At 66.6% G+C, this 19,761-nt stretch carries 20 protein-coding genes and 1 pseudogene; 19 read left to right on the top strand and 2 right to left on the bottom strand.

What is annotated here, in order from left to right; translation table 11 throughout:
• Window positions 1-11 precede the first annotated feature (11 nt).
• A complete protein-coding gene (locus ACHMXA_RS00670) occupies window positions 12-323 on the bottom strand; it encodes a YbeD family protein (RefSeq protein ID WP_395317656.1) in 312 nt (103 codons plus the stop codon).
• The gene (locus ACHMXA_RS00665) at window positions 320-1,228 is read right to left on the bottom strand and encodes a D-amino acid aminotransferase (RefSeq protein WP_176668467.1); all 909 of its coding nucleotides are present in this window, start codon (window positions 1,226-1,228) and stop codon (window positions 320-322) included. Before ACHMXA_RS00665 ends, ACHMXA_RS00670 begins: the two co-directional genes overlap by 4 nt.
• A gap of 157 nt (window positions 1,229-1,385) precedes the next feature.
• Here ACHMXA_RS00665 and ACHMXA_RS00660 point away from each other — a divergent pair, with 157 nt between their 5' ends.
• The 19 genes and pseudogenes from ACHMXA_RS00660 (at window position 1,386) to ACHMXA_RS00570 (ending at window position 19,684) form a co-directional block, all read left to right on the top strand.
• Window positions 1,386-1,880, top strand: coding sequence for an ATP synthase subunit I (locus ACHMXA_RS00660; protein WP_395317653.1), 495 nt, complete (start codon window positions 1,386-1,388; stop codon window positions 1,878-1,880).
• 4 nt (window positions 1,881-1,884) lie between these two features.
• Window positions 1,885-2,754 (top strand): F0F1 ATP synthase subunit A, encoded by an 870-nt coding sequence (gene atpB, locus ACHMXA_RS00655; RefSeq protein ID WP_093206375.1) that lies wholly within the window; start codon window positions 1,885-1,887, stop codon window positions 2,752-2,754.
• Between the two features lie 60 nt (window positions 2,755-2,814).
• The gene (atpE, locus tag ACHMXA_RS00650; RefSeq protein WP_019657641.1) at window positions 2,815-3,078 is read left to right on the top strand and encodes a F0F1 ATP synthase subunit C; all 264 of its coding nucleotides are present in this window, start codon (window positions 2,815-2,817) and stop codon (window positions 3,076-3,078) included.
• An 82-nt stretch (window positions 3,079-3,160) separates the two neighbouring features.
• Complete coding sequence (locus ACHMXA_RS00645) at window positions 3,161-3,631, top strand: F0F1 ATP synthase subunit B (protein ID WP_093206376.1); 471 nt, start codon at window positions 3,161-3,163, stop codon at window positions 3,629-3,631.
• 8 nt (window positions 3,632-3,639) lie between these two features.
• A complete protein-coding gene (locus tag ACHMXA_RS00640) occupies window positions 3,640-4,179 on the top strand; it encodes a F0F1 ATP synthase subunit delta (protein WP_176668465.1) in 540 nt (179 codons plus the stop codon).
• Window positions 4,180-4,227: 48 nt separating this feature from the next.
• Window positions 4,228-5,781 carry a F0F1 ATP synthase subunit alpha gene (gene atpA / locus ACHMXA_RS00635; protein ID WP_176668464.1) on the top strand — a complete coding sequence of 518 codons (1,554 nt, stop codon included), beginning with the start codon at window positions 4,228-4,230 and terminating at the stop codon, window positions 5,779-5,781.
• Window positions 5,782-5,814: 33 nt separating this feature from the next.
• Window positions 5,815-6,690 carry a F0F1 ATP synthase subunit gamma gene (gene atpG / locus ACHMXA_RS00630; RefSeq protein WP_395317649.1) on the top strand — a complete coding sequence of 292 codons (876 nt, stop codon included), beginning with the start codon at window positions 5,815-5,817 and terminating at the stop codon, window positions 6,688-6,690.
• Window positions 6,691-6,778: 88 nt separating this feature from the next.
• Window positions 6,779-7,171: a hypothetical protein gene (locus ACHMXA_RS00625; protein WP_395317647.1), complete on the top strand. Its 393-nt coding sequence runs from the start codon at window positions 6,779-6,781 to the stop codon at window positions 7,169-7,171.
• A 135-nt stretch (window positions 7,172-7,306) separates the two neighbouring features.
• Window positions 7,307-8,707 carry a F0F1 ATP synthase subunit beta gene (atpD, locus tag ACHMXA_RS00620; RefSeq protein ID WP_176668461.1) on the top strand — a complete coding sequence of 467 codons (1,401 nt, stop codon included), beginning with the start codon at window positions 7,307-7,309 and terminating at the stop codon, window positions 8,705-8,707.
• Between the two features lie 12 nt (window positions 8,708-8,719).
• Entirely contained in the window at window positions 8,720-9,139 is a 420-nt protein-coding gene (locus ACHMXA_RS00615) for a F0F1 ATP synthase subunit epsilon (protein ID WP_019657634.1), read from the top strand.
• 228 nt (window positions 9,140-9,367) lie between these two features.
• Entirely contained in the window at window positions 9,368-10,537 is a 1,170-nt protein-coding gene (locus tag ACHMXA_RS00610) for an ROK family protein (RefSeq protein WP_176668460.1), read from the top strand.
• Complete coding sequence (locus ACHMXA_RS00605; protein WP_395317644.1) at window positions 10,534-12,084, top strand: sugar ABC transporter ATP-binding protein; 1,551 nt, start codon at window positions 10,534-10,536, stop codon at window positions 12,082-12,084. Before ACHMXA_RS00610 ends, ACHMXA_RS00605 begins: the two co-directional genes overlap by 4 nt.
• Window positions 12,041-13,078 carry an ABC transporter permease gene (locus tag ACHMXA_RS00600; protein ID WP_395317642.1) on the top strand — a complete coding sequence of 346 codons (1,038 nt, stop codon included), beginning with the start codon at window positions 12,041-12,043 and terminating at the stop codon, window positions 13,076-13,078. Before ACHMXA_RS00605 ends, ACHMXA_RS00600 begins: the two co-directional genes overlap by 44 nt.
• 157 nt (window positions 13,079-13,235) lie before the next feature.
• A complete protein-coding gene (locus ACHMXA_RS00595; protein ID WP_395317640.1) occupies window positions 13,236-14,198 on the top strand; it encodes a substrate-binding domain-containing protein in 963 nt (320 codons plus the stop codon).
• Between the two features lie 110 nt (window positions 14,199-14,308).
• Window positions 14,309-15,475, top strand: coding sequence for a Gfo/Idh/MocA family protein (locus ACHMXA_RS00590; protein WP_395317638.1), 1,167 nt, complete (start codon window positions 14,309-14,311; stop codon window positions 15,473-15,475).
• A gap of 25 nt (window positions 15,476-15,500) precedes the next feature.
• Window positions 15,501-16,220, top strand: a complete 720-nt coding sequence (locus tag ACHMXA_RS00585; protein ID WP_395317636.1) for a phosphatase PAP2 family protein — start codon at window positions 15,501-15,503, stop codon at window positions 16,218-16,220.
• Window positions 16,221-16,297: 77 nt separating this feature from the next.
• On the top strand, window positions 16,298-16,825 hold the full coding sequence (locus ACHMXA_RS00580; protein WP_395317634.1) for a DUF3617 domain-containing protein: 528 nt from the start codon (window positions 16,298-16,300) through the stop codon (window positions 16,823-16,825).
• A gap of 77 nt (window positions 16,826-16,902) precedes the next feature.
• Window positions 16,903-18,033, top strand: a complete 1,131-nt coding sequence (locus tag ACHMXA_RS00575; RefSeq protein WP_395317632.1) for a ligase-associated DNA damage response exonuclease — start codon at window positions 16,903-16,905, stop codon at window positions 18,031-18,033.
• Window positions 18,030-19,684: pseudogene (locus tag ACHMXA_RS00570) on the top strand (ATP-dependent DNA ligase). The gene ACHMXA_RS00575 and the pseudogene ACHMXA_RS00570 overlap by 4 nt, the downstream one beginning before the upstream one ends.
• Window positions 19,685-19,761 lie beyond the last annotated feature (77 nt).

The following is a 19,761-nucleotide window of genomic DNA, read 5'->3' as shown; positions in this document are numbered from 1 at the left end:
GGGCCCGGGCATCAGAGGACGACCTTGACCATCGGATGCGAGGACAGCGCGCGATACAGGTCGTCGAGCTGCTCGCGGCTGGTGGCCGTGACGGTGATGGTCACGCCGAGGTAGTTGCCGGCCTTGCTGTCGCGCAGCTCGACGGTGGTGGCGTCGAAGGCGGGGTCGAAGCGCTCGGCGATCTGCGTGACGGCGTGCACGAAGCCGTCGACCTTGGCGCCCATCACCTTGATCGGGAACTGCGAGGGGTACTCGATCAGCGATTCCTTGCGCGGATCGGGGATCGAGGTGGTTTCGGTGGCGGGGGTGTTGCTGTCGGTCATGCCGGGGCTCCGTGTTTCTGCTCTTGCTGCTTGCGCGCGTTGTGTACCTTGGCCTCCTGGTAGGCCTCGTACAAGCTCTCGTAGATGGGGCCGGGGCGGCCATTGCCAATAGGCTTGCCGTCCAGCGTGACGACCGGCAGCAGCTCCTTGCTGGCCGAGGAGATCAGCACTTCGTCGGCGGCGAACACTTCCTCGCGTGAGATGGGACGCAGTTCGAACGGAATGCCGAGCGTCCTGCTCATGCGCTCGAAGAGGCCGTAGCGGATGCCCGTGAGCACGAGGTTGTTCTTGGGCGGGCCCATCAGCTTGCCGTCCTTCACGATCCACACGTTGCTCGACGAGGCCTCGCTGAGCCAGTCGTCGCGGAACATGATGGTCTCGGCCGCGCCGGCCTCCACGCTGATTTGCCGCGCGAGCACGGCACCCAGCAGGCTGGTGCTCTTGATGTGCGCCTTCTGCCAGCGGAAGTCGGCCGCGGTGACACAGGCCACGCCCTTGGCGCGGACGGCCTCGGAGATGGGCGGCAGCGGGTTCACCATCACGAACACGGTGGGGCGGATGCCGCGCACCATCGCATGGTCGCGCGGGGCCACGCCGCGAGTGACCTGAAAGTACACTGACTGCGGCGCCTCGCCTGCGGGTGCGACGAGGCGCATCACGATCTCGCGCCACTGCGCGAGCGAGAGCGGGTTCTCGATCTGCAGCTCGGCGAGCGAGCGGTCGAGGCGGGCCATGTGCTCCTCGAAGCAGAAGGGCTGGCCGAAGTAGACGGGGACGTATTCGTAGATGCCGTCGCCGAAGATGAAGCCGCGGTCGAGGACGCTGATCTTCGCGTCGCGCAGCGCGGTGTACTCGCCATCGAGGTAACAAAGCGTGGCGGGCAGGGCGTCGGTGATAGGGTGCATGCCGGAATTATGGTTGCGCACGCCACGTCGGGCTCCGGTCAGGGAATGCGGCAGCGTTTTGCGTGCGCGACAGCACGGGTGGCGGGACAGGCTGGGTTTTTACTTATAATCAATGGCTTTGTAGAAATTCTGGGTCGTCATCCGGGCTTCATTCGAAATGAAAACAATCGCCCGTCATGACTCGGAGGCCAGTGAAAACGGTGAAGGCCTCGACACGGAATTCAAGCCGCTGACCGCCGATGAGGCGCGTGAGCTGCGAGCAAAGAACCCATCGATCTCCCCTTGGCGGGTGATCGCGGGGCAGTTGGTTGTCGGTCTGGTGGTGGCTCTGGCCGCCTGGGGGCTGACGGGGAGGCAAAATCTGGGCTGGTCCGCCGCATATGGCGCGATCGCGGTGGTTGTTCCATCGGCGGTCTTCGCGCGCGGGTTGACCGGCCGGTTTTCCTCCCTGAATCCGGGCACTGCGGTGTTCGGATTCTTCCTGTGGGAAATGGTCAAGATGGCCTTGTCGATGGCGATGCTGATCGCTGCGCCAAGGCTTATTACGGCGCTGAGCTGGCCAGCAATGCTGATCGGCCTGGTGGTGACAATGAAGGCGGCCTGGTTGGCGGTGATGTTCTCGCCCCGGCGCCGGAAACTGAGAGACGAGTAACGGAATGGCTGCTGAAAACGCTGCGGAACATGGTCAGACCGCGGGTGAATACATCGTTCACCACTTGACGCACCTGCAAAGCTCCAAGCCCGGAGGTGTGGCCGACTTCTCGGTTTTCAACTTCGACTCTCTCTTCTTCTCGATCACGCTCGGCATCCTGGGTTGCTGGCTGCTCTGGCTGGCTGCCCGCAAGGCCACTTCGGGTGTTCCCGGCCGTTTTCAAGCGGCTGTCGAACTGCTCGTCGAAATGGTCGACCAGCAGGCCAAGGGCATCGTTCACAACGCCACGAGCCGCAAGTTCGTCGCGCCGCTGGCCCTGACCATCTTCGTCTGGATCTTCCTGCTGAACGCAATGGACCTGTTCCCGGTCGATTTGTTCCCGGCGATCTGGGCCAAGATCTTCCACATCGCCGGCGAAGACCCGCACCACGCCTACCTGCGCGTCGTGCCCACCGCCGACCTGTCGGTGACCATGGGCATGTCGGTGGCGGTGCTGCTGATCTGCATCTACTACAACATCAAGATCAAGGGTGCCGGCGGCTGGGTCCACGAGCTGTTCACCGCGCCCTTCGGCAATCACTGGGCTCTGTACCCCTTCAACTTCGCCATGCAGATGATCGAGTTCGTCGCCAAGACGGTCTCGCACGGCATGCGGTTGTTCGGCAACATGTACGCTGGCGAACTGATCTTCCTGCTGATCGCCCTGATGGGCGGTGCCTGGTCCATGTCGGCCACCGGCATCGGCCTGGCCATCGGCCACATCATCGCGGGCACGGCCTGGGCCATCTTCCACATCCTGATCATCACGCTGCAAGCCTTCGTGTTCATGATGCTGACGCTGGTCTACATCGGCCAGGCCCACGATCACCACTGATCGTCAGTTTTCGTTCTTGTTTTTGTTTTTCTCTTCAACCAAAGTCCTCTAGGAGTCATCATGGAAGTTATTAGCTTTGTTGCACTGGCCGCCGGCCTGATCATCGGTCTGGGCGCTGTGGGCGCATGTATCGGCATCGGCATCATGGGCAGCAAGTACCTCGAGTCGGCCGCACGTCAGCCCGAACTCATGGGTGAACTCCAAACCAAGATGTTCCTGCTGGCCGGCCTGATCGACGCCGCGTTCATTATCGGCACCGGTATCGCCCTGTGGTTCGCAACGGCCAACCCGTTCCTGTCGCAAATCGCCAACCTGCCGAAGTAAGTCTTTCTCGTCGGACCTGCGTCGTCGTTCCCTGGCCCTGCTAGCGAATGGCTTCGATTCAATCCCATAGAGAGGGTGAAAAGTGAGCATTACCGGTACCCTGATCGTTCAGATGATCGTGTTCCTGATCCTGGTCGGGTTCACGATGAAGTACGTGTGGCCGCCGATCGCGAAGGCGTTGGACGACCGCGCCGCGAAGATCGCCGAAGGCCTCGCTGCCGCCGACAAGGCCAAGTCCGAGCTGTCCGCCGCCAACAAGCGCGTGGAAGCCGAACTGGGCCAGGCGCGCAACGAGTCCGCGCAACGTCTTGCCGACGCCGAACGTCGCGCCCAGGCCATCGTTGAAGAGGCCAAGGCCCGCGCGACCGAGGAAGGCAACAAGATCGTTGCAGCCGCACGCGCCGAAGCCGAACAGCAGGCACTGAAGGCCCGCGAAGCCCTGCGCGAGCAGGTCGCCGCACTGGCCGTCAAGGGCGCGGAGCAGATCCTGCGCAAGGAAGTGAATGCGGGCGTTCACGCCGACCTGCTCGCCCGTCTGCAGACCGAACTCTGATAGAAGCCATGGCAGAACTCGCCACCATTGCACGCCCCTACGCCGAGGCGCTCTTCAAGGCGTCGTCGTCCGCGTCCTCCGATCTGGCCGGAACCAGCGCCTGGCTCGAAAAGATTGCCGCCATCGCGGCCAATCCGGAGCTCCAGCAGTTCGCCGACAACCCCAAGGCCACGGCCGAACAGGTGATCGGCGTGGTCGCCGGTGCATTCGGTGCACCGCTGGCCGCTCCTGCCCAGAACTTCCTGTCCGCACTCCTCGAGAACGGGCGCTTTTCGGTGCTGCCGGAAATTGCGAAGCAGTTCCGGGCACTGGCCAACGCGAAGAGCGGCTCGTCCGACGCAGTGGTCTATAGCGCCTTCCCGATCGAAGCCGCGGCACTGGCCAACGTGTCTGCCGCGCTCGAGAAGCGCTTCGGTCGCAAGCTCCAGGTCACGGTTCGGCAAGAGCCTGAACTGATCGGCGGCATCCGTGTGGTGGTCGGCGACGAGGTGCTCGACACCTCCGTCAAAGCGCGCCTTGAACAAATGAAAGTTGCGCTGGCGGCCTGACGGTTTCCAGCCCTCTACTTGTAGCCTCAAAGAAAGAAGGAAAGAGTCATGCAACTCAATCCCGCAGAAATTTCCGAACTGATCAAGAGCCGCATCGAGGGCCTCGGGGTCAGCGCCAACATCCGTAACGAAGGCACCGTGGTGTCGGTGACGGACGGCATCGTGCGCGTGCATGGCCTGTCCGACGCGATGCAGGGCGAAATGCTCGAGTTCCCGCCCACGGCAGACGGCACGCCGTCGTTCGGCCTGGCGCTGAACCTCGAGCGCGACTCGGTCGGCGCCGTGATTCTGGGCGAGTACGAGCACATCTCCGAAGGCGACACCGTCAAGTGCACGGGCCGCATCCTGGAGGTGCCGGTGGGCCCCGAGCTCGTCGGCCGCGTGGTGAACGCCCTGGGCCAGCCGATCGACGGCAAGGGCCCGATCAACGCCAAGATGACCGACGTGATCGAGAAGGTCGCCCCTGGCGTGATCGCCCGTAAATCGGTCGACCAGCCGATGCAGACCGGCCTGAAGTCCATTGACTCGATGGTGCCCGTCGGCCGCGGCCAGCGCGAGCTGATCATCGGCGACCGCCAGACCGGCAAGACGGCCGTGGCGATCGACGCGATCATCAACCAGAAGGGTCAGAACATGACCTGCGTCTACGTCGCGATCGGCCAGAAGGCTTCGTCGATCAAGAACGTGGTGCGCGCCCTGGAACAAGCCGGCGCCATGGACTACACGATCGTGGTCGCGGCCTCCGCTTCGGAATCGGCAGCCATGCAATACGTCGCGGCCTACTCGGGCTGCACGATGGGCGAATACTTCCGCGACCGCGGTGAAGACGCGCTGATCGTCTATGACGACCTGTCCAAGCAGGCCGTTGCCTACCGCCAGGTGTCGCTGCTGCTGCGTCGTCCCCCGGGCCGCGAAGCCTACCCCGGCGACGTGTTCTACCTGCACAGCCGTCTGCTCGAGCGCGCAGCCCGCGTAAACGCCGACTACGTCGAAGCCTTCACCAAGGGTGAGGTCAAGGGCAAGACCGGTTCGCTGACCGCGCTGCCGATCATCGAAACGCAAGCCGGCGACGTGTCCGCCTTCGTTCCGACCAACGTGATCTCGATCACCGACGGCCAGATCTTCCTGGAAACCAACCTGTTCAACGCAGGTATCCGCCCCGCCATCAACGCCGGTATCTCGGTGTCGCGCGTGGGTTCGTCGGCGCAGACGAAGATCATCAAGGGCCTGTCCGGCGGTATCCGTACCGACCTGGCCCAGTACCGTGAACTGGCCGCGTTCGCGCAGTTCGCTTCCGACCTCGACGAAGCCACCCGCAAGCAACTCGACCGCGGTGCCCGCGTGACCGAACTGCTGAAGCAGCCGCAATACAGCCCGCTGTCGATCTCGCTGATGGGCGCGTCGCTGTTCGCAGTGAACAAGGGCTTCATGGACGATCTCGAGATCAAGCAGGTGCTGCCGTTCGAACATGGCCTGCACCAGTTCCTGAAGTCCAGCCACGCCGCGCTGCTCGACAAGATCGAGAAGGCCAAGGCACTGGACAAGGAATCGGAAGCCGAACTGCTGGCCGCCGTCACCGCGTTCAAGAAGTCGTTCGCCTGATCGACGCCTTGACCGACGCAAGAAGGAGCTCACATGGCAGCTGGTAAGGAAATCCGCGGCAAGATCAAATCGGTGGAGAACACCAAGAAGATCACCAAGGCCATGGAAATGGTCTCGGTTTCCAAGATGCGCAAGGCGCAGGATCGCATGCGTGCCGCTCGCCCCTACAGCGAAAAGATCCGCAACATCGCAGCCAACCTCGGCAAGGCGAACCCGGAGTACACCCACGCGTTCATGAAGACGAACGACGCCAAGGGCGTCGGCTTCATCATCGTGACCAGCGACAAGGGGCTGTGCGGCGGCTTGAACACCAACCTGCTGCGTGCCGTCACCGGCAAGCTGCGCGAAGCGCAGTCGGCCGGCAGCGTGGTGGAGTCGGTCGCCATCGGCAACAAGGGCCTGGGTTTCCTGAACCGCATCGGCGCCCGCGTGGTGGCCCATGTGACGCAGCTGGGCGACACGCCGCATCTGGACAAGCTCATCGGGCCGGTCAAGACGCTGCTGGACGCCTATGCCGAAGGCAAGCTGTCGGCGGTGTACCTGTGCTACACGAAGTTCATCAACACCATCAGGCAGGAGCCGATGGTGGAGCAGCTGCTGCCGCTGAAGGCCGAGACGCTGCAGGCCGATCCGGCACATCACTCGTGGGACTACATCTACGAGCCCGATGCGCAGAGCGTGATCGACGAGCTGCTGGTGCGCTACGTGGAGTCCCTGGTCTACCAGGCCGTGGCCGAGAACATGGCCTCCGAGCACTCGGCGCGCATGGTGGCCATGAAGGCCGCGACCGACAACGCGGGCAACGTGATCAACGAGCTGAAGCTGGTCTACAACAAGACCCGCCAGGCCGGCATCACGAAGGAACTGTCGGAAATCGTGTCCGGCGCGGCTGCGGCCGCAGGCGTTTGATTGAGGCAATGCAACAGGCCGCGTTGCTGATCGGGTGCGTTCCGCGCGCCCGGTAACCCAAGGCCTTTTTTAGGGGACTCTGCGCAAAATGAAAAAGATGCTTGCTCTGGTGGCTGTTGCTGCCGCTCTGACCGCCTGCTCGAAGAAGGAAGAGGCGCCTGCGCCTGCACCGGCTCCCGCCGCTGCACCTGCTGCACCCGCTCCGGCTCCCGCGCCTGCTCCTGCAGCAGCGCCGGCGGCAGCTCCCGCCGCAGCGCCGACGGCTTCCGCCGACCTGCCGCAGGAATGCAACGACTACCTGGCCAAGGTGCAGACCTGCGTCGCTTCGCAAAGCGGTGCTGCAGCCGACGCCATGAAGGCAAGCCTCGACCAGACGAAGGCCACCTGGGCTTCGATGGGCGCCGACAAGGCTGCGCTGGGTCAGGCCTGCAAGGCTGCTTCCGACGCCTTCGCCGCACAGGCGACGGCCATGAAGTGCTGATGGGAAACTGACAGCAGAACATTCAAGGGTGCCGGCCCCCGCCGGCATTCTTGCAAAAGCGGCCCGTTTTGGCACCAGGACGCTTCTGCAAGAACCTGTCGCAAATTTATTGAGATCCATCCAGAAGGAAACGCCATGGCTGAAGGAAAAATTGTCCAATGTATCGGCGCCGTGGTCGACGTGGAGTTCCCGCGTGACCAGATGCCCAAGGTGTACGACGCCTTGAAATTCGAAGGCAGCGCGCTGACTCTCGAAGTTCAGCAGCAGCTCGGCGACGGCGTGGTGCGCACCATTGCACTGGGCTCGTCCGACGGCCTGCGTCGCGGCCTGATCGTGACCAACACCGGCGCTCCCATCACCGTGCCGGTCGGCAAGGCCACCCTCGGCCGCATCATGGACGTGCTCGGCGCGCCCATCGACGAGCGCGGCCCCGTGGGCCAGGAGCTCACCGCTTCGATCCACCGCAAGGCTCCCGCGTACGACGAACTGTCGCCCTCGCAGGATCTGCTGGAAACCGGCATCAAGGTGATCGACCTGGTCTGCCCGTTCGCCAAGGGCGGCAAGGTGGGCCTGTTCGGCGGCGCCGGCGTGGGCAAGACCGTGAACATGATGGAACTCATCAACAACATCGCCAAGGCTCACTCGGGTCTGTCGGTGTTCGCAGGCGTGGGCGAACGTACCCGCGAAGGCAACGACTTCTATCACGAGATGGCCGATTCGGGCGTCGTGAACCTCGAGAAGCTCGAGGACTCGAAGGTGTCCATGGTCTACGGCCAGATGAACGAGCCCCCGGGCAACCGTCTGCGCGTGGCGCTGACCGGCCTGACCATCGCCGAGTCGTTCCGCGACGAAGGCCGTGACGTTCTGTTCTTCGTGGACAACATCTACCGCTACACGCTGGCCGGTACCGAAGTGTCGGCTCTGCTGGGCCGCATGCCTTCCGCCGTGGGCTACCAGCCGACGCTGGCCGAGGAAATGGGCCGCCTGCAGGAGCGGATCACGTCGACCAAGGTCGGCTCGATCACCTCGATCCAGGCCGTGTACGTCCCTGCCGACGACTTGACCGACCCGTCGCCCGCCACCACCTTCGCCCACCTGGACTCCACCGTGGTGCTGTCGCGTGACATCGCTTCGCTGGGTATCTACCCCGCCGTGGACCCGCTGGACTCGACCTCGCGCCAGCTCGACCCTAACGTGGTCGGCGAAGAGCACTACAACGTGGCCCGCGCCGTGCAAGGCACGCTGCAGCGCTACAAGGAACTGCGCGACATCATCGCGATTTTGGGCATGGACGAACTGGCTCCGGAAGACAAGCTGGCCGTGGCCCGCGCCCGCAAGATCCAGCGTTTCCTGTCGCAGCCGTTCCACGTGGCCGAAGTGTTCACGGGCTCGCCCGGCAAGTACGTGCCGCTGGCCGAAACCATCCGTGGCTTCAAGATGATCGTGAACGGCGAAGCCGACCACCTGCCCGAGCAGGCGTTCTACATGGTCGGCACGATCGACGAAGCGTTCGAGAAGGCCAAGAAGGTCGCTTAAGAAGGAATCACCATGGCAGGCACCATTCATGTGGACGTGGTCAGCGCGGAAGAGTCGATCTTCTCGGGCGAAGCCAAGTTCGTCGCGCTGCCCGGTGAAGCCGGTGAGCTCGGCATCTTCCCGCGCCACACCCCGCTGATCACGCGCATCCGCCCCGGCGCCGTGCGCATCGAAACCGCCGACGGCAAGGAAGAGTTCGTCTTCGTGGCCGGCGGCATCCTCGAAGTGCAGCCGAACGCCGTCACCGTGCTGTCCGACACCGCGATCCGCGGCAAGGATCTCGACGACGAGAAGGCCAACCAGGCCAAGGCCGCAGCCGAAGAAGCGCTGAAGAACGCGAAGAGCGACATCGACATCGCGATGGCCCAGTCCGAGCTGGCCGTGATGGCCGCCCAGATCGCGGCGCTGCGCAAGTACCGTCAGAAGAAGTAAGCTCCCTTCGCTGGAGCACAAGAAAGCCGCCCTCGAGGCGGCTTTTTTTCGTCCTGCGATCCTTCGGAAGCAACCGTCTTTGACCTTAATAAGGTCGAAGTTTGGCCTTGTCCGGCTGAAGCCTGCCACCTAGTATTCGCCTTCGCCCGGCGGCCTGGCCGTTGGCGCAAGACAAGAACACTGGAGACAAGGCGCGTGGCACCCTGGAGTGGCATCACTGCGGACGAGATGCGTTTGCTGGAAACGACCTTCTGGTCGGCCGGCGGTTCGCGCCATGCCATGGCGGAGCAGCTGGGCTTTTCCAAGAGCAAGGCCAACGGGCTGATCGCCGGTCTCGTCGACCAGGGCCTGCTCGCCGAGGCCGGCCTGCAGCGCTCCTCGGGCGGGCGCCGCCCCGAAAACCTCCAGCTGCATGCCGGGCTCGGCGTGCTCGTCGGCGTTGACATAGGCGCCACCAGCCTCGACGTGGCCGTGCTGCGCCCCGACCTCAGCGTGCTCGCCCAGCACGACGAACCCGCCGACGTGCGCGAAGGGCCGGCGGTCGTGCTGGCCCGCGTTCGCGTGCTGATGCGCGAGCTGCTGGCGCGCTGCGGCCACGGCCCCAAGGACGTGCTCGGCATCGGCATCGGCGTGCCCGGCCCGGTCAACTTCGAGATCGGCCAGCTCGTCAATCCGCCGCTGATGCCGGCCTGGGACAGCTTCTCGATCCGCGACTACCTGCGCGAGGACTACGCGGCGCCGGTCTTCGTCGACAACGACGTGAACCTGATGGCGCTCGGCGAGCTGTGGCGCCTGAAGCGCTCGCTGAGCAACTTCCTCGTCATCAAGATCGGCACCGGCATCGGCTGCGGCATCGTGTGCCACGGCGAGGTGTACCGCGGCGCCGCCGGATCGGCCGGCGACGTCGGCCACATCTGCGTCGACCAGGAAGGCCCGCGCTGCCATTGCGGCAACCTCGGCTGCGTCGAGGCTATGGCCGCCGGCCCGGCGATCACGCGCATGGCGGTGCAGGCCGCGGAAGCGGGCGAGAGCGCCGCGCTTGCCGAAGTGCTGCGCCAGCACGGCCGCATCGACGCCGTCGACGTGGGCCAGGCCAGCCGCGGCGGCGACACGGCCGCCAACGCGATCATCCAGCGCGCGGGCAGCCTGATCGGGCAGATGCTCGCGTCGGTCGTCAACTTCTTCAATCCGTCGCATGTGTTCATCGGCGGTGGCATCACGCGCATCGGGCCGCTGTTTCTTGCTGCCGTGCGGCAGAGCGTCTATCAGCGCTCGCTGGCGCTTTCCACGCGGCACCTGGAGATCCAGTACACGCCGCTGGGCATGCAGGGCGGCGTGATCGGCGCCGGCGTGCTCGCGATGCAGGAGACGCTGAAGGCCCGCGGGGTGGCGCCATGACGAACGCTACCGCCATCCAGACGAAGGGCAGCGTCGCCGTGGAGTTCGAGGGCATCGTGAAGGCCTTCGGCCCGGTGCAGGTGCTGCACGGCGTGAGCTTCGCGCTCGCGCCCGGGCGGGTGTACGGCCTGCTCGGCGAGAACGGCGCGGGCAAGTCGACGCTGATGAAGATCCTCTCGGGCTACGAGTCGGCCACCGGCGGCACGCTGAAGATCAACGGGCAGCCGCAGCGGTTCGCGAGCTCGCGCGACGCCGAGGCGCTGGGCATCGTGCTGATCCACCAGGAGTTCAACCTCGCCGAGGACCTGAACGTGGCCCAGAACATCTTCCTGGGCCACGAGAAGAAGAAGGGCTGGCTGCTCGACGACGCCGCCATGGAGCGCGACGCCGCTTCCGCGCTTGCGGCGGTCGGCCTGAACATCGACCCGCGCACCAAGGTGCGCAGGCTGATCGTCGCCGAGAAGCAGCTCGTGGAGATCGCGAAGGCCATCGCGCGCCGCGCCCGCCTGCTCGTGATGGACGAGCCCACCGCCACGCTCACGCCCGGCGAGACCGAACGCCTCTTCAAGCTCATCGCCCAGCTGCGCGCCGACGGCGTGACCATCGTCTACATCTCCCACAAGCTCGACGAGGTGGAGCGCGTGACCGACGATGTCATCGTCATGCGCGACGGCCGCTTCGTCGCTCGCGCGCCGACGGCCGAGGTCACGCGCCAGCAGATGGCCAACCTGATGGTGGGCCGCGAGCTGGCCGACCTCTATCCGCCGCGCGACCCCGTCACCGCGAGCGCGCCCGCCATGCGCGTGCAGGGCTTCAGCGTGCCCGGCTGGGCGCAGGACGCGAGCTTCGAGGTGCGCCTCGGCGAGATCCTCGGCTTCGCGGGCCTCGTGGGCGCCGGTCGCACCGAGCTCTTCGAAGGCCTGCTGGGCCTGCGGCCCGCGAGCGGCGGCACCGTCGAGATGCAGGGCCAGCCCGTGCCGCACGGCAAGGGCTGGCGCAACCCGCGCGATGCGGCGAAGCACGGCCTCACGTACCTCAGCGAAGACCGCAAGGGCAAGGGCCTGCACGTCGATTTCGGCCTGCGCCAGAACCTCACGCTGATGGCGCTGGAGCGCTATGCCCAACCCTGGCTCAAGCCCGAGGCCGAGCGCGGCGCGCTGGCCGAGGCGGTGAAGGACTACGGCATTCGCACCGGCTCGCTCGACGTCAAGGCTTCGTCGCTGTCGGGCGGCAACCAGCAGAAGCTCGCGCTCGCCAAGGTGCTGCAGCCGAGGCCGAAGGTGGTTGTGCTCGACGAGCCCACGCGCGGCGTCGACGTGGGCGCCAAGCGCGACATCTATTTCCTGATCCAGCGACTCGCCCGCGAAGGGCTCGCGGTGATCGTCGTCTCGTCGGAGCTGATGGAGCTGATCGGCCTGTGCCACCGCGTCGCGGTGATGCGCGCGGGCCGCATCGTCGCCACGCTCGACGCCGACCATCTGACAGAAGAGGAGCTCATCGCTCATGCCACCGGAACAGCAGACACCTCCACCGCCGCGCACGCTTGAAGCCGCGCAGCAGCAGCACCGCAGCGAGGCCGCGCCGCGCTGGACCGAGCGCCTGCACGGCCTCGGCCCGGTCATCGGCCTGGTGCTGCTGTGCATCGCCGGCACGCTGCTGAACGGCGACTTCGCCACGCTGGACAACGCGATGAACGTGCTCACGCGCACGGCCTTCATCGGCATCATCGCGGTGGGCATGTGCTTCGTGATCATCTCGGGCGGCATCGACCTGTCGGTGGGCTCGATGGCCGCGCTGATCGCGGGCAGCGTGATCATGTTCATCAACTGGGCCGGACCGGCCTCGGGCTCGCCGCTGCTGGCGGTGGTGATGGGCGCGGTGCTCGCAGTGGTGCTCGGCGCGGTGTTCGGGCTTGCGCACGGGCTGCTCATCACCAAGGGGCGCATCGAGCCTTTCATCGTGACGCTGGGTACGCTGGGCATCTTCCGCGCGTACCTCACGTACTTCGCCGACGGCGGTGCGCTCACGCTCGACAACGAGCTGTCGGACCTCTACGCACCGGTGTACTACGCGAGCCTCGCGGGCATCCCGGTGCCGGTGTGGGTGTTCGTGATCGTCGCCATCGTGGGCGGCCTCATCCTCAACCGCACGGCCTATGGGCGCTACGTGCAGGCGATCGGTTCCAACGAGCAGGTCGCGCGCTACGCGGCGGTGGACGTCGATCGCGTGAAGATCCTCACCTACGTGCTCCTCGGCGTGTGCGTGGGCATCGCGACGCTGCTGTACGTGCCGCGACTGGGCTCGGCCTCGCCGACCACCGGCCTGCTGTGGGAGCTGGAAGCCATCGCCGCGGTGATCGTCGGCGGCACGGCGCTCAAGGGCGGCGCGGGCAGCATCACCGGCACGGTGGTGGGTGCCGTGCTGCTCTCGGTCATCAGCAACATCCTGAACCTCACCAGCATCATCAGCGTGTACCTCAACGCGGCGGTGCAGGGCTTTGTGATCATCATCGTCGCGTTCCTGCAGCGCGGAAGACGATGAGCTCGCCCCCAGTCTTCGCGCACTTCGTGTCGCTTCGCCAACCCCCTGCCGGGGGCAACACCTGCGGCCCGGCAAAGCCGGTTCCGCGGTGTTCCACGAACAAGCCGTTCATTCTTTTTTCGGTTCCCGTTCCATCAACCACAAGGAGACATCCAGCATGACGACTTTCACCCGACGCCTCGCTCTCACGGCGGTTGCCGCCGCCGCGTTCGCCAGCCTGCCCGCGCTTGCCGCGGAGAAGGTCAATCTCGGCGTTTCGATTCCCGCGGCCACGCACAGCTTCATGGGGGGCATCAACTACTGGGCCAACCAGGCGAAGAAGGACCTGGAGAAGGAACACAAGGACCTGAAGATCACCATCAAGACGGCCGCCAACGCGCCTGAACAGGCCAACCAGCTGCAGGATCTTTCGACGGTCACCAAGATCAACGCGCTGGTCGTGTTCCCCTTCGAATCCGCAGCGCTGACCAAGCCGGTCGCGCAGGTCAAGGCCAAGGGCGCCTACGTGACGGTGGTGGATCGCGGCCTCACCGACACCAGCGCGCAGGATGCGTACGTGGCCGGCGACAACACCGCCTTCGGCAGGATCCCGGCCGAATACATCGTGAAGCAGCTGGGCGGCAAGGGCAACGTGGTGGCGCTGCGCGGCATCGCGACCACGCTGGACAACGAGCGCATGGACGCCTTCAACGCGGTGCTCAAGAACAGCCCCGACATCAAGCTGCTCGACGCCAAGTACGCCAACTGGAACCGCGACGACGCCTTCAAGGTCACGCAGGACTACCTCACGCGCTTCAAGAACATCGACGCCATCTGGGCCGCCGACGACGACATGGCCGTGGGCGTGCTCAAGGCCATCGAGCAGGCCAAGCGCGACGACATCAAGATCATCTTCGGCGGCGCGGGCGCCAAGGGCATGGTCAAGACCATCATGGACGGCAAGGACAAGCGCATCACGGCCGACGTGAGCTACTCGCCCAAGTTCATCTACGACGCGATCAAGCTCACGGCCGAGGCGCGCCTGAAGGGCGAGAAGCTGCCGGCGACGACGATCATTCCTTCGGTGCTGATCACCAAGGAAAACGCGAAAGACTTCTACCACCCCAACTCGCCGTTCTGAGTTCTCCCCCAGGCTTCGCGCACTTCGTGTCGCTACGCCAACCCCCTTCCCGGGGGCAACACCTGCGGCCCGGCGAAGCCGGTTCCGCGGTGTTCCCTGAAAGACACGACATGACCGACACACCTCCTCGCAAACTGCGCTACGCCATGGTCGGCGGCGGCCGCGACGCCTTCATCGGCGCCGTGCACCGCAAGGCCATGGCGCTCGACGGGCAGATCGAGCTCGTCGCGGGCGCGCTCTCGTCCAGCCCCGAGAAGGCGCGCGCCTCGGGCCGCGACCTCGGCCTGGCCGACGGGCGCAACCACGGCGACTGGCAGGCGCTGCTGGCCGACGAGCTGAAGCGCCCGGAGGGCGAGCGCATCGACTTCGTGTCGATCGTCACGCCCAACCACGTGCACTTCCCGGTGGCGCAGGCCTTCGCCGAAGCGGGCTTCCACGTAGTGTGCGACAAGCCGCTGGTGCACACGCGCGAGCAGGCCGACGCGCTGGTCGCCACGGTCGCGAAGAAGGGCACGGTGTTCGGCGTCACCTACAACTACACCGGCTACCCGATGGTCCGGCAGGCGCGCGAGATGGTGCGCTCGGGCCTGATCGGCGAGGTGCGCAAGGTCGTCGTCGAATACAACCAGGGCTGGCTCGCGAGCCATGTCGAAGGCGGCGGCGGCAACAAGCAGGCCGACTGGCGCACCGACCCCGCGCGCAGCGGTGCGGCCGGCGCCATCGGCGACATCGGCTCGCATGCCGAGAACCTCGTGGCCACCGTCACCGGCCTGCGCATCGAGAGCCTGTGCGCCGACCTCGGCGCGCTGGTGCCGGGCCGCATGCTCGACGACGACGGCAGCCTGCTGCTGCGCTTCGAGGGCGGCGCGCGCGGCGTGCTCGTGGCTTCGCAGATCAACACCGGCCTGGAGAACGACCTGCGCCTGCGCGTGTCCGGCACGCTGGGCACGCTCGAATGGCATCAGGAGCAGCCGAGCCGGCTGGTGCACCTGCCGCACGATGGCCCCTTACAGGTGCTCACGCGCGGCGCGCCGTGGCTGTGCGAGTCCGCGCAGCGTGCGAGCCGGCTGCCGGCGGGACACCCGGAAGGCTTCATCGAGGCCTTCGCGAACGTGTACGCGGGCGTGGCGGCGGACATCCGCGCCAGGCTCGCGGGCCGGCCGGCCGATCCGCTGGCGGCCGACTATCCGCGCGTGGAGGACGGTGCGCGCGGCGTGCGCTTCATCGAACGCACGGTGGCTTCGGCGAAAAGCGAATTAAAGTGGACGCCCTGGTAGCGCGCGGCGCGCTGCCCGGGATGCCATGACACCTCCAGCGTCCGACGCCACGTCCTCCTCCTCTTCGTCGTCTTCTTCCGCACCGTCACCAACGGCGGTGCCGCCGTGGCTCGCGGCCCTGTGGAAGCGCTGCATCACGCTGTTCCCCCTGAAGCTGGTCGGCAACACCATCGCCACGCTCGGCTTCTTTCCGCTGTACTTCTGGATCATGAAGAACGCGGGCCAGGCCTGGGTGCTGCCGCTCACGCCCATCGACGGGCTTATCGCCTTCTGGCCATGGCTGCTGCCGGTGTATCTGTCGCTCTGGGGCTACATCGCGCTGCCGGTGCTGCTGGCCAGGGACATGCGCGAGCTGCAGGGCTTCTCGCTGGGCTGCGCGGCGATGACGCTGCTGGCGCTGCTCGTGTTCTGGTTCAAGCCCACGGCAATTCCCAACTTCGTGGTCGAGACCACGCCGGGCACCTCGCTGCAGTTCCTCAAGATGGTGGATTCGGCGGGCAATGCCTTTCCGTCGCTGCACGTGTCGTTCTCGGTGTTCACCTGCGTCGCGCTGGCGCGGCAGCTGCGCGCGGTGGGCGCGCCAGCCTGGCTGCGCGTTGCCAACGTGGCGTGGGCCGCGGGCATCGTCTATTCGACGATGGCGGTGCGCCAGCATGTGCTGATCGACGTGCTGGGCGGCTTCGCGCTGGGCGTGGCCTTCGGCATCGCCACGCGTGAGCGTGCTGCGGCGGCCGCACCGGCGTAGGCCGATTGCGATATACCGCCGCGCCAGCGCGCGCGGTACAAACCGGGCATCGTCGTCCAGTGCCGGGGGAGCCTGCCATGAACATCCGTCTTTTCGCCGTGGTGGCCTGCGTGGCGGCCGGTGCCCTCGCGGGCCCCGTGCTCGCGCTCGACTTTCCCGCACGCAAGCCCGGCCTCTGGGAGATCCGCACAGGAGACGGCACCGGCAAGGACGCCGCGGCCGACCACACCATGCAGCAGTGCATCGACGCGGCCAGCGACAAGGCGCTGCGCGACATGGGCCAGGGCATGGGCAAGGACATGTGCTCGAAGCAGGAGCTGAGCGCGGACGGCGGCAGGCTGGTCATGGACTCGGTCTGCAAGATCGGCAACACCGTCGCCACCTCGCACGCGGTGATGAGCGGCGACTTCAGCACCGCCTACCGCATGGAGAGCAAGTCGAGCTACAACCCGCCGCTGATGGGCCGCGCCGAGGGCCACAGCGTGATGGAGGCCAAGTGGATCGGCCCCTGCAAGGCCGACCAGAAGCCCGGCGACATGGTCATGCCCAACGGCATGAAGATGAACGTGCTCGACATGGCTAAGAACCGACCGAAGCGCCCCTAGGGTAGGCGCCCGCCCACAACGCTTTGCGCCCGCCGCGCGGCGGCGCCAAACCCCGGCAGCGCCTACGATGGCGTGCCATGCCTCCCGCAAAGCAGGAAGAAGACCTCCTCGTCGTCGCCAGGCCCGAGGGCCTGTATTGCCCGCCCGGCGATTTCTACATCGACCCGTGGCGGCCGGTGGCGCGCGCCGTCGTCACGCATGCGCATTCGGACCACGCGCGCGCCGGGCATGGGCACTACCTCGCCCACACCGACAGCGCCGGCACGCTGCGCGCGCGCCTGGGCAGCGACATCGCGCTGCAGACGCTGCCCTACGGCGGGGCCATCGAGCACCACGGCGTGCGCGTCTCGCTGCACCCTGCGGGCCATGTGCTGGGCTCGGCGCAGGTGCGGCTGGAGCACGGCGGGCGCGTGTGGGTCGCCTCGGGCGACTACAAGACCGAGGCCGACGGCACCTGCCCGCCGTTCGAACCGGTGCCCTGCGACACCTTCATCACCGAATCGACCTTCGGCCTGCCGGTCTACCGCTGGCCAACGCAGCCGGTGCTGTTCGCGCAGATCGACGCTTGGTGGCGCGCCAACGCCGAAGCCGGCCGCGCCTCGGTGCTGTTCTGCTATGCCTTCGGCAAGGCGCAGCGCATCCTGCACGGCGTGGACGCGAGCATCGGGCCCATCGTCGTGCATGGCGCGGTGGAGCCGCTCAATGCCGTCTACCGGGCGGCCGGCGTGGCGTTGCCGCCGACCTTGCGCGTGGGAGACGAAGGCGTCGATGCCGCGCTGCTGAAGCGTTCGCTGGTGCTCGCGCCGCCTTCCGCGCAGGGCTCGCCATGGATGAAGCGCTTCGGCAACTACGCCGACGCCTTCGCCAGCGGCTGGATGCAGCTGCGCGGCGCGCGCAGGCGGCGCGGCGTGGACCGGGGCTTCGTGATGTCCGACCACGCCGACTGGCCCGGCCTGCAGCAGGCCATCGCAGGCACCGGTGCCGAGCGCGTGTTCGTCACGCATGGCAGCGTGCAGGTGATGGTGCGGTGGCTCACCGAGAACGGGCTCGATGCGCAGTCGTTCAAAACCGAGTACGGCGACGAGGACGACCAGGGGGCTCCTTCTGTCTCCGAGGGAGAGCCTGGGAAGGGGGAAGCAGCGCTCGATGCAAGCGCCGGCAGCCCCCATCCCAACCTTCCCTCAGAGGGGGAAGGAGAGATGCCGTGAAGGCCTTCGCCGCGCTGTACCACGAGCTCGACGCCAGCACGTCGAACCTCGCCAAGCAGGCCGCATTGCAGCGCTACCTGCGCGAGGCCGACCCGGCGGATGCGGCCTGGGCCGTCTACTTCCTCGCGGGCGGCAAGCCGCGCCAGCTGGTGCCCGTCAAGCTGCTGCGGCTGCTCGCGCAGGAGGCGGCGGGCCTGCCCGAGTGGCTGTTCGACGAGAGCTACGACGCGGTCGGCGACCTGGCCGAGACCATCGCGCTGCTGCTGCCGCCGCCCACCGACGCGCACGACATGGGCCTTGCCGAATGGGTCGAGCAACATCTGCTGCCGCTGCGCGATGCCGCGAAGAAAACGCCCGACGAGCTGCCCGACCGCCTGCGCGCGCAATGGCGGCAGCTCGCGCCCGAGGAGCGGCTGGTGTACTTCAAGCTCATCACCGGCGCGTTCCGCGTCGGCGTTTCGAAGCTGCAGGTCACGCAGGCGCTCGCGGCCGTGGGCGGCATCGACGCCAAGCGCGTGGCGCAGCGGCTCATGGGCTACACGCACATCGGAGGAAGGCCGCGGGCCGCCGACTACCAGGCGCTCATCGCACCCGAGTCGGGCTCCGAGCAGGAGCAGAAGACCAGCGGCCAGCCGTACCCCTTCTTCCTTGCCCATCCCTTCAACCTGCCGCTGGAGCAGTTCGACGCGGTGCTGGGGCCGCCCTCGGACTGGATCGTCGAATGGAAGTGGGACGGCATCCGCGCGCAGCTGGTCAAGCGCGCGGGCGCGGCGTGGGTGTGGTCGCGCGGCGAGGAACTGGTGACCGAGCGCTTCCCCGAACTCGCCGCGCTCGGCGAGGCGCTGCCCGACGGCACGGTGCTCGACGGCGAGATCGTCGTATGGCGCGAAGGCCGCGTGCAGCCCTTCGCCGAGCTGCAGAAGCGCATCGGCCGAAAGACGCTCGGCGCGAAGCTGCTGCGCGACATACCGGTGGTGCTGCTGGCCTACGACATCCTCGAATGGGAAGGGCGCGACCTGCGCGCGCTGCCGCAGTCGCAGCGCCGCGTGCTGCTCGACGAGCTGGTCGGGCGCATGGACCATCCCTCGCTGCTGCCGAGCCCGATGCTCACCGGGGCAGACTGGCCCGACCTCGCTCGCCAGCGCGAAGCGGCGCGCACCATGGGTGTCGAAGGCATGATGCTCAAGCGCCGCGACGCGCAGTACGGCGTGGGCCGCACCAAGGACGTGGGCGTGTGGTGGAAGTGGAAGATCGATCCGCTGAGCGTCGATGCGGTGCTGATCTACGCGCAGCGCGGCCATGGCCGGCGCGCCAGCCTCTTCAGCGACTACACATTCGCCGTGTGGGACGGCCCGCCCGGGCAGGAAGACCGCAAGCTCGTGCCCTTCGCCAAGGCCTACTCGGGCCTCACCGATGCCGAGATGGCGCGCGTGGACGCCATCATCCGCAAGACCACCGTGGAGAGCTTCGGCCGGTGAAGAGCGTGAAGCCCACGCTGGTGTTCGAACTCGGCTTCGAGGGCATCGCGCGCAGCACGCGGCACAAGAGCGGCATCGCGGTGCGCTTTCCGCGCATGCTGCGCTGGCGTGAGGACAAGCCGGTGGACGAGGCCGATACCTTGCAGACGCTCGCTGCGTTGTTGCCCGCATGAGTAGCAAGCCGCAAGCTCCGTCTTCACTCCCTCCCCGCTGGGGGAGGGCAGCGGTGGGGGCACGCGGCGTATCGAGA

The sequence above is a fragment of the Variovorax sp. UC74_104 genome (genome assembly GCF_044055375.1).
Lineage (GTDB): Bacteria > Pseudomonadota > Gammaproteobacteria > Burkholderiales > Burkholderiaceae_C > Variovorax.
This window is presented reverse-complemented; position numbering and strand designations above follow the sequence as displayed.

Bases quoted from the DNA above. Each gene is read 5' to 3' on its own strand.
- ACHMXA_RS00580 (WP_395317634.1), top strand. From the start codon at position 16,298: ATGAACATCCGTCTTTTCGCCGTGGTGGCCTGCGTGGCGGCCGGTGCC.
- ACHMXA_RS00595 (WP_395317640.1), top strand. From the start codon at position 13,236: ATGACGACTTTCACCCGACGCCTCGCTCTCACGGCGGTTGCCGCCGCC.
- ACHMXA_RS00610 (WP_176668460.1), top strand. From the start codon at position 9,368: ATGCGTTTGCTGGAAACGACCTTCTGGTCGGCCGGCGGTTCGCGCCAT.
- ACHMXA_RS00660 (WP_395317653.1), top strand. From the start codon at position 1,386: ATGAAAACAATCGCCCGTCATGACTCGGAGGCCAGTGAAAACGGTGAA.
- ACHMXA_RS00590 (WP_395317638.1), top strand. From the start codon at position 14,309: ATGACCGACACACCTCCTCGCAAACTGCGCTACGCCATGGTCGGCGGC.
- ACHMXA_RS00640 (WP_176668465.1), top strand. From the start codon at position 3,640: ATGGCAGAACTCGCCACCATTGCACGCCCCTACGCCGAGGCGCTCTTC.
- ACHMXA_RS00670 (WP_395317656.1), bottom strand. From the start codon at position 323: ATGACCGACAGCAACACCCCCGCCACCGAAACCACCTCGATCCCCGAT.
- atpD (WP_176668461.1), top strand. From the start codon at position 7,307: ATGGCTGAAGGAAAAATTGTCCAATGTATCGGCGCCGTGGTCGACGTG.
- atpA (WP_176668464.1), top strand. From the start codon at position 4,228: ATGCAACTCAATCCCGCAGAAATTTCCGAACTGATCAAGAGCCGCATC.
- atpG (WP_395317649.1), top strand. From the start codon at position 5,815: ATGGCAGCTGGTAAGGAAATCCGCGGCAAGATCAAATCGGTGGAGAAC.
- atpE (WP_019657641.1), top strand. From the start codon at position 2,815: ATGGAAGTTATTAGCTTTGTTGCACTGGCCGCCGGCCTGATCATCGGT.
- ACHMXA_RS00615 (WP_019657634.1), top strand. From the start codon at position 8,720: ATGGCAGGCACCATTCATGTGGACGTGGTCAGCGCGGAAGAGTCGATC.
- ACHMXA_RS00605 (WP_395317644.1), top strand. From the start codon at position 10,534: ATGACGAACGCTACCGCCATCCAGACGAAGGGCAGCGTCGCCGTGGAG.
- ACHMXA_RS00625 (WP_395317647.1), top strand. From the start codon at position 6,779: ATGAAAAAGATGCTTGCTCTGGTGGCTGTTGCTGCCGCTCTGACCGCC.
- ACHMXA_RS00585 (WP_395317636.1), top strand. From the start codon at position 15,501: ATGACACCTCCAGCGTCCGACGCCACGTCCTCCTCCTCTTCGTCGTCT.
- atpB (WP_093206375.1), top strand. From the start codon at position 1,885: ATGGCTGCTGAAAACGCTGCGGAACATGGTCAGACCGCGGGTGAATAC.
- ACHMXA_RS00575 (WP_395317632.1), top strand. From the start codon at position 16,903: ATGCCTCCCGCAAAGCAGGAAGAAGACCTCCTCGTCGTCGCCAGGCCC.
- ACHMXA_RS00600 (WP_395317642.1), top strand. From the start codon at position 12,041: ATGCCACCGGAACAGCAGACACCTCCACCGCCGCGCACGCTTGAAGCC.
- ACHMXA_RS00665 (WP_176668467.1), bottom strand. From the start codon at position 1,228: ATGCACCCTATCACCGACGCCCTGCCCGCCACGCTTTGTTACCTCGAT.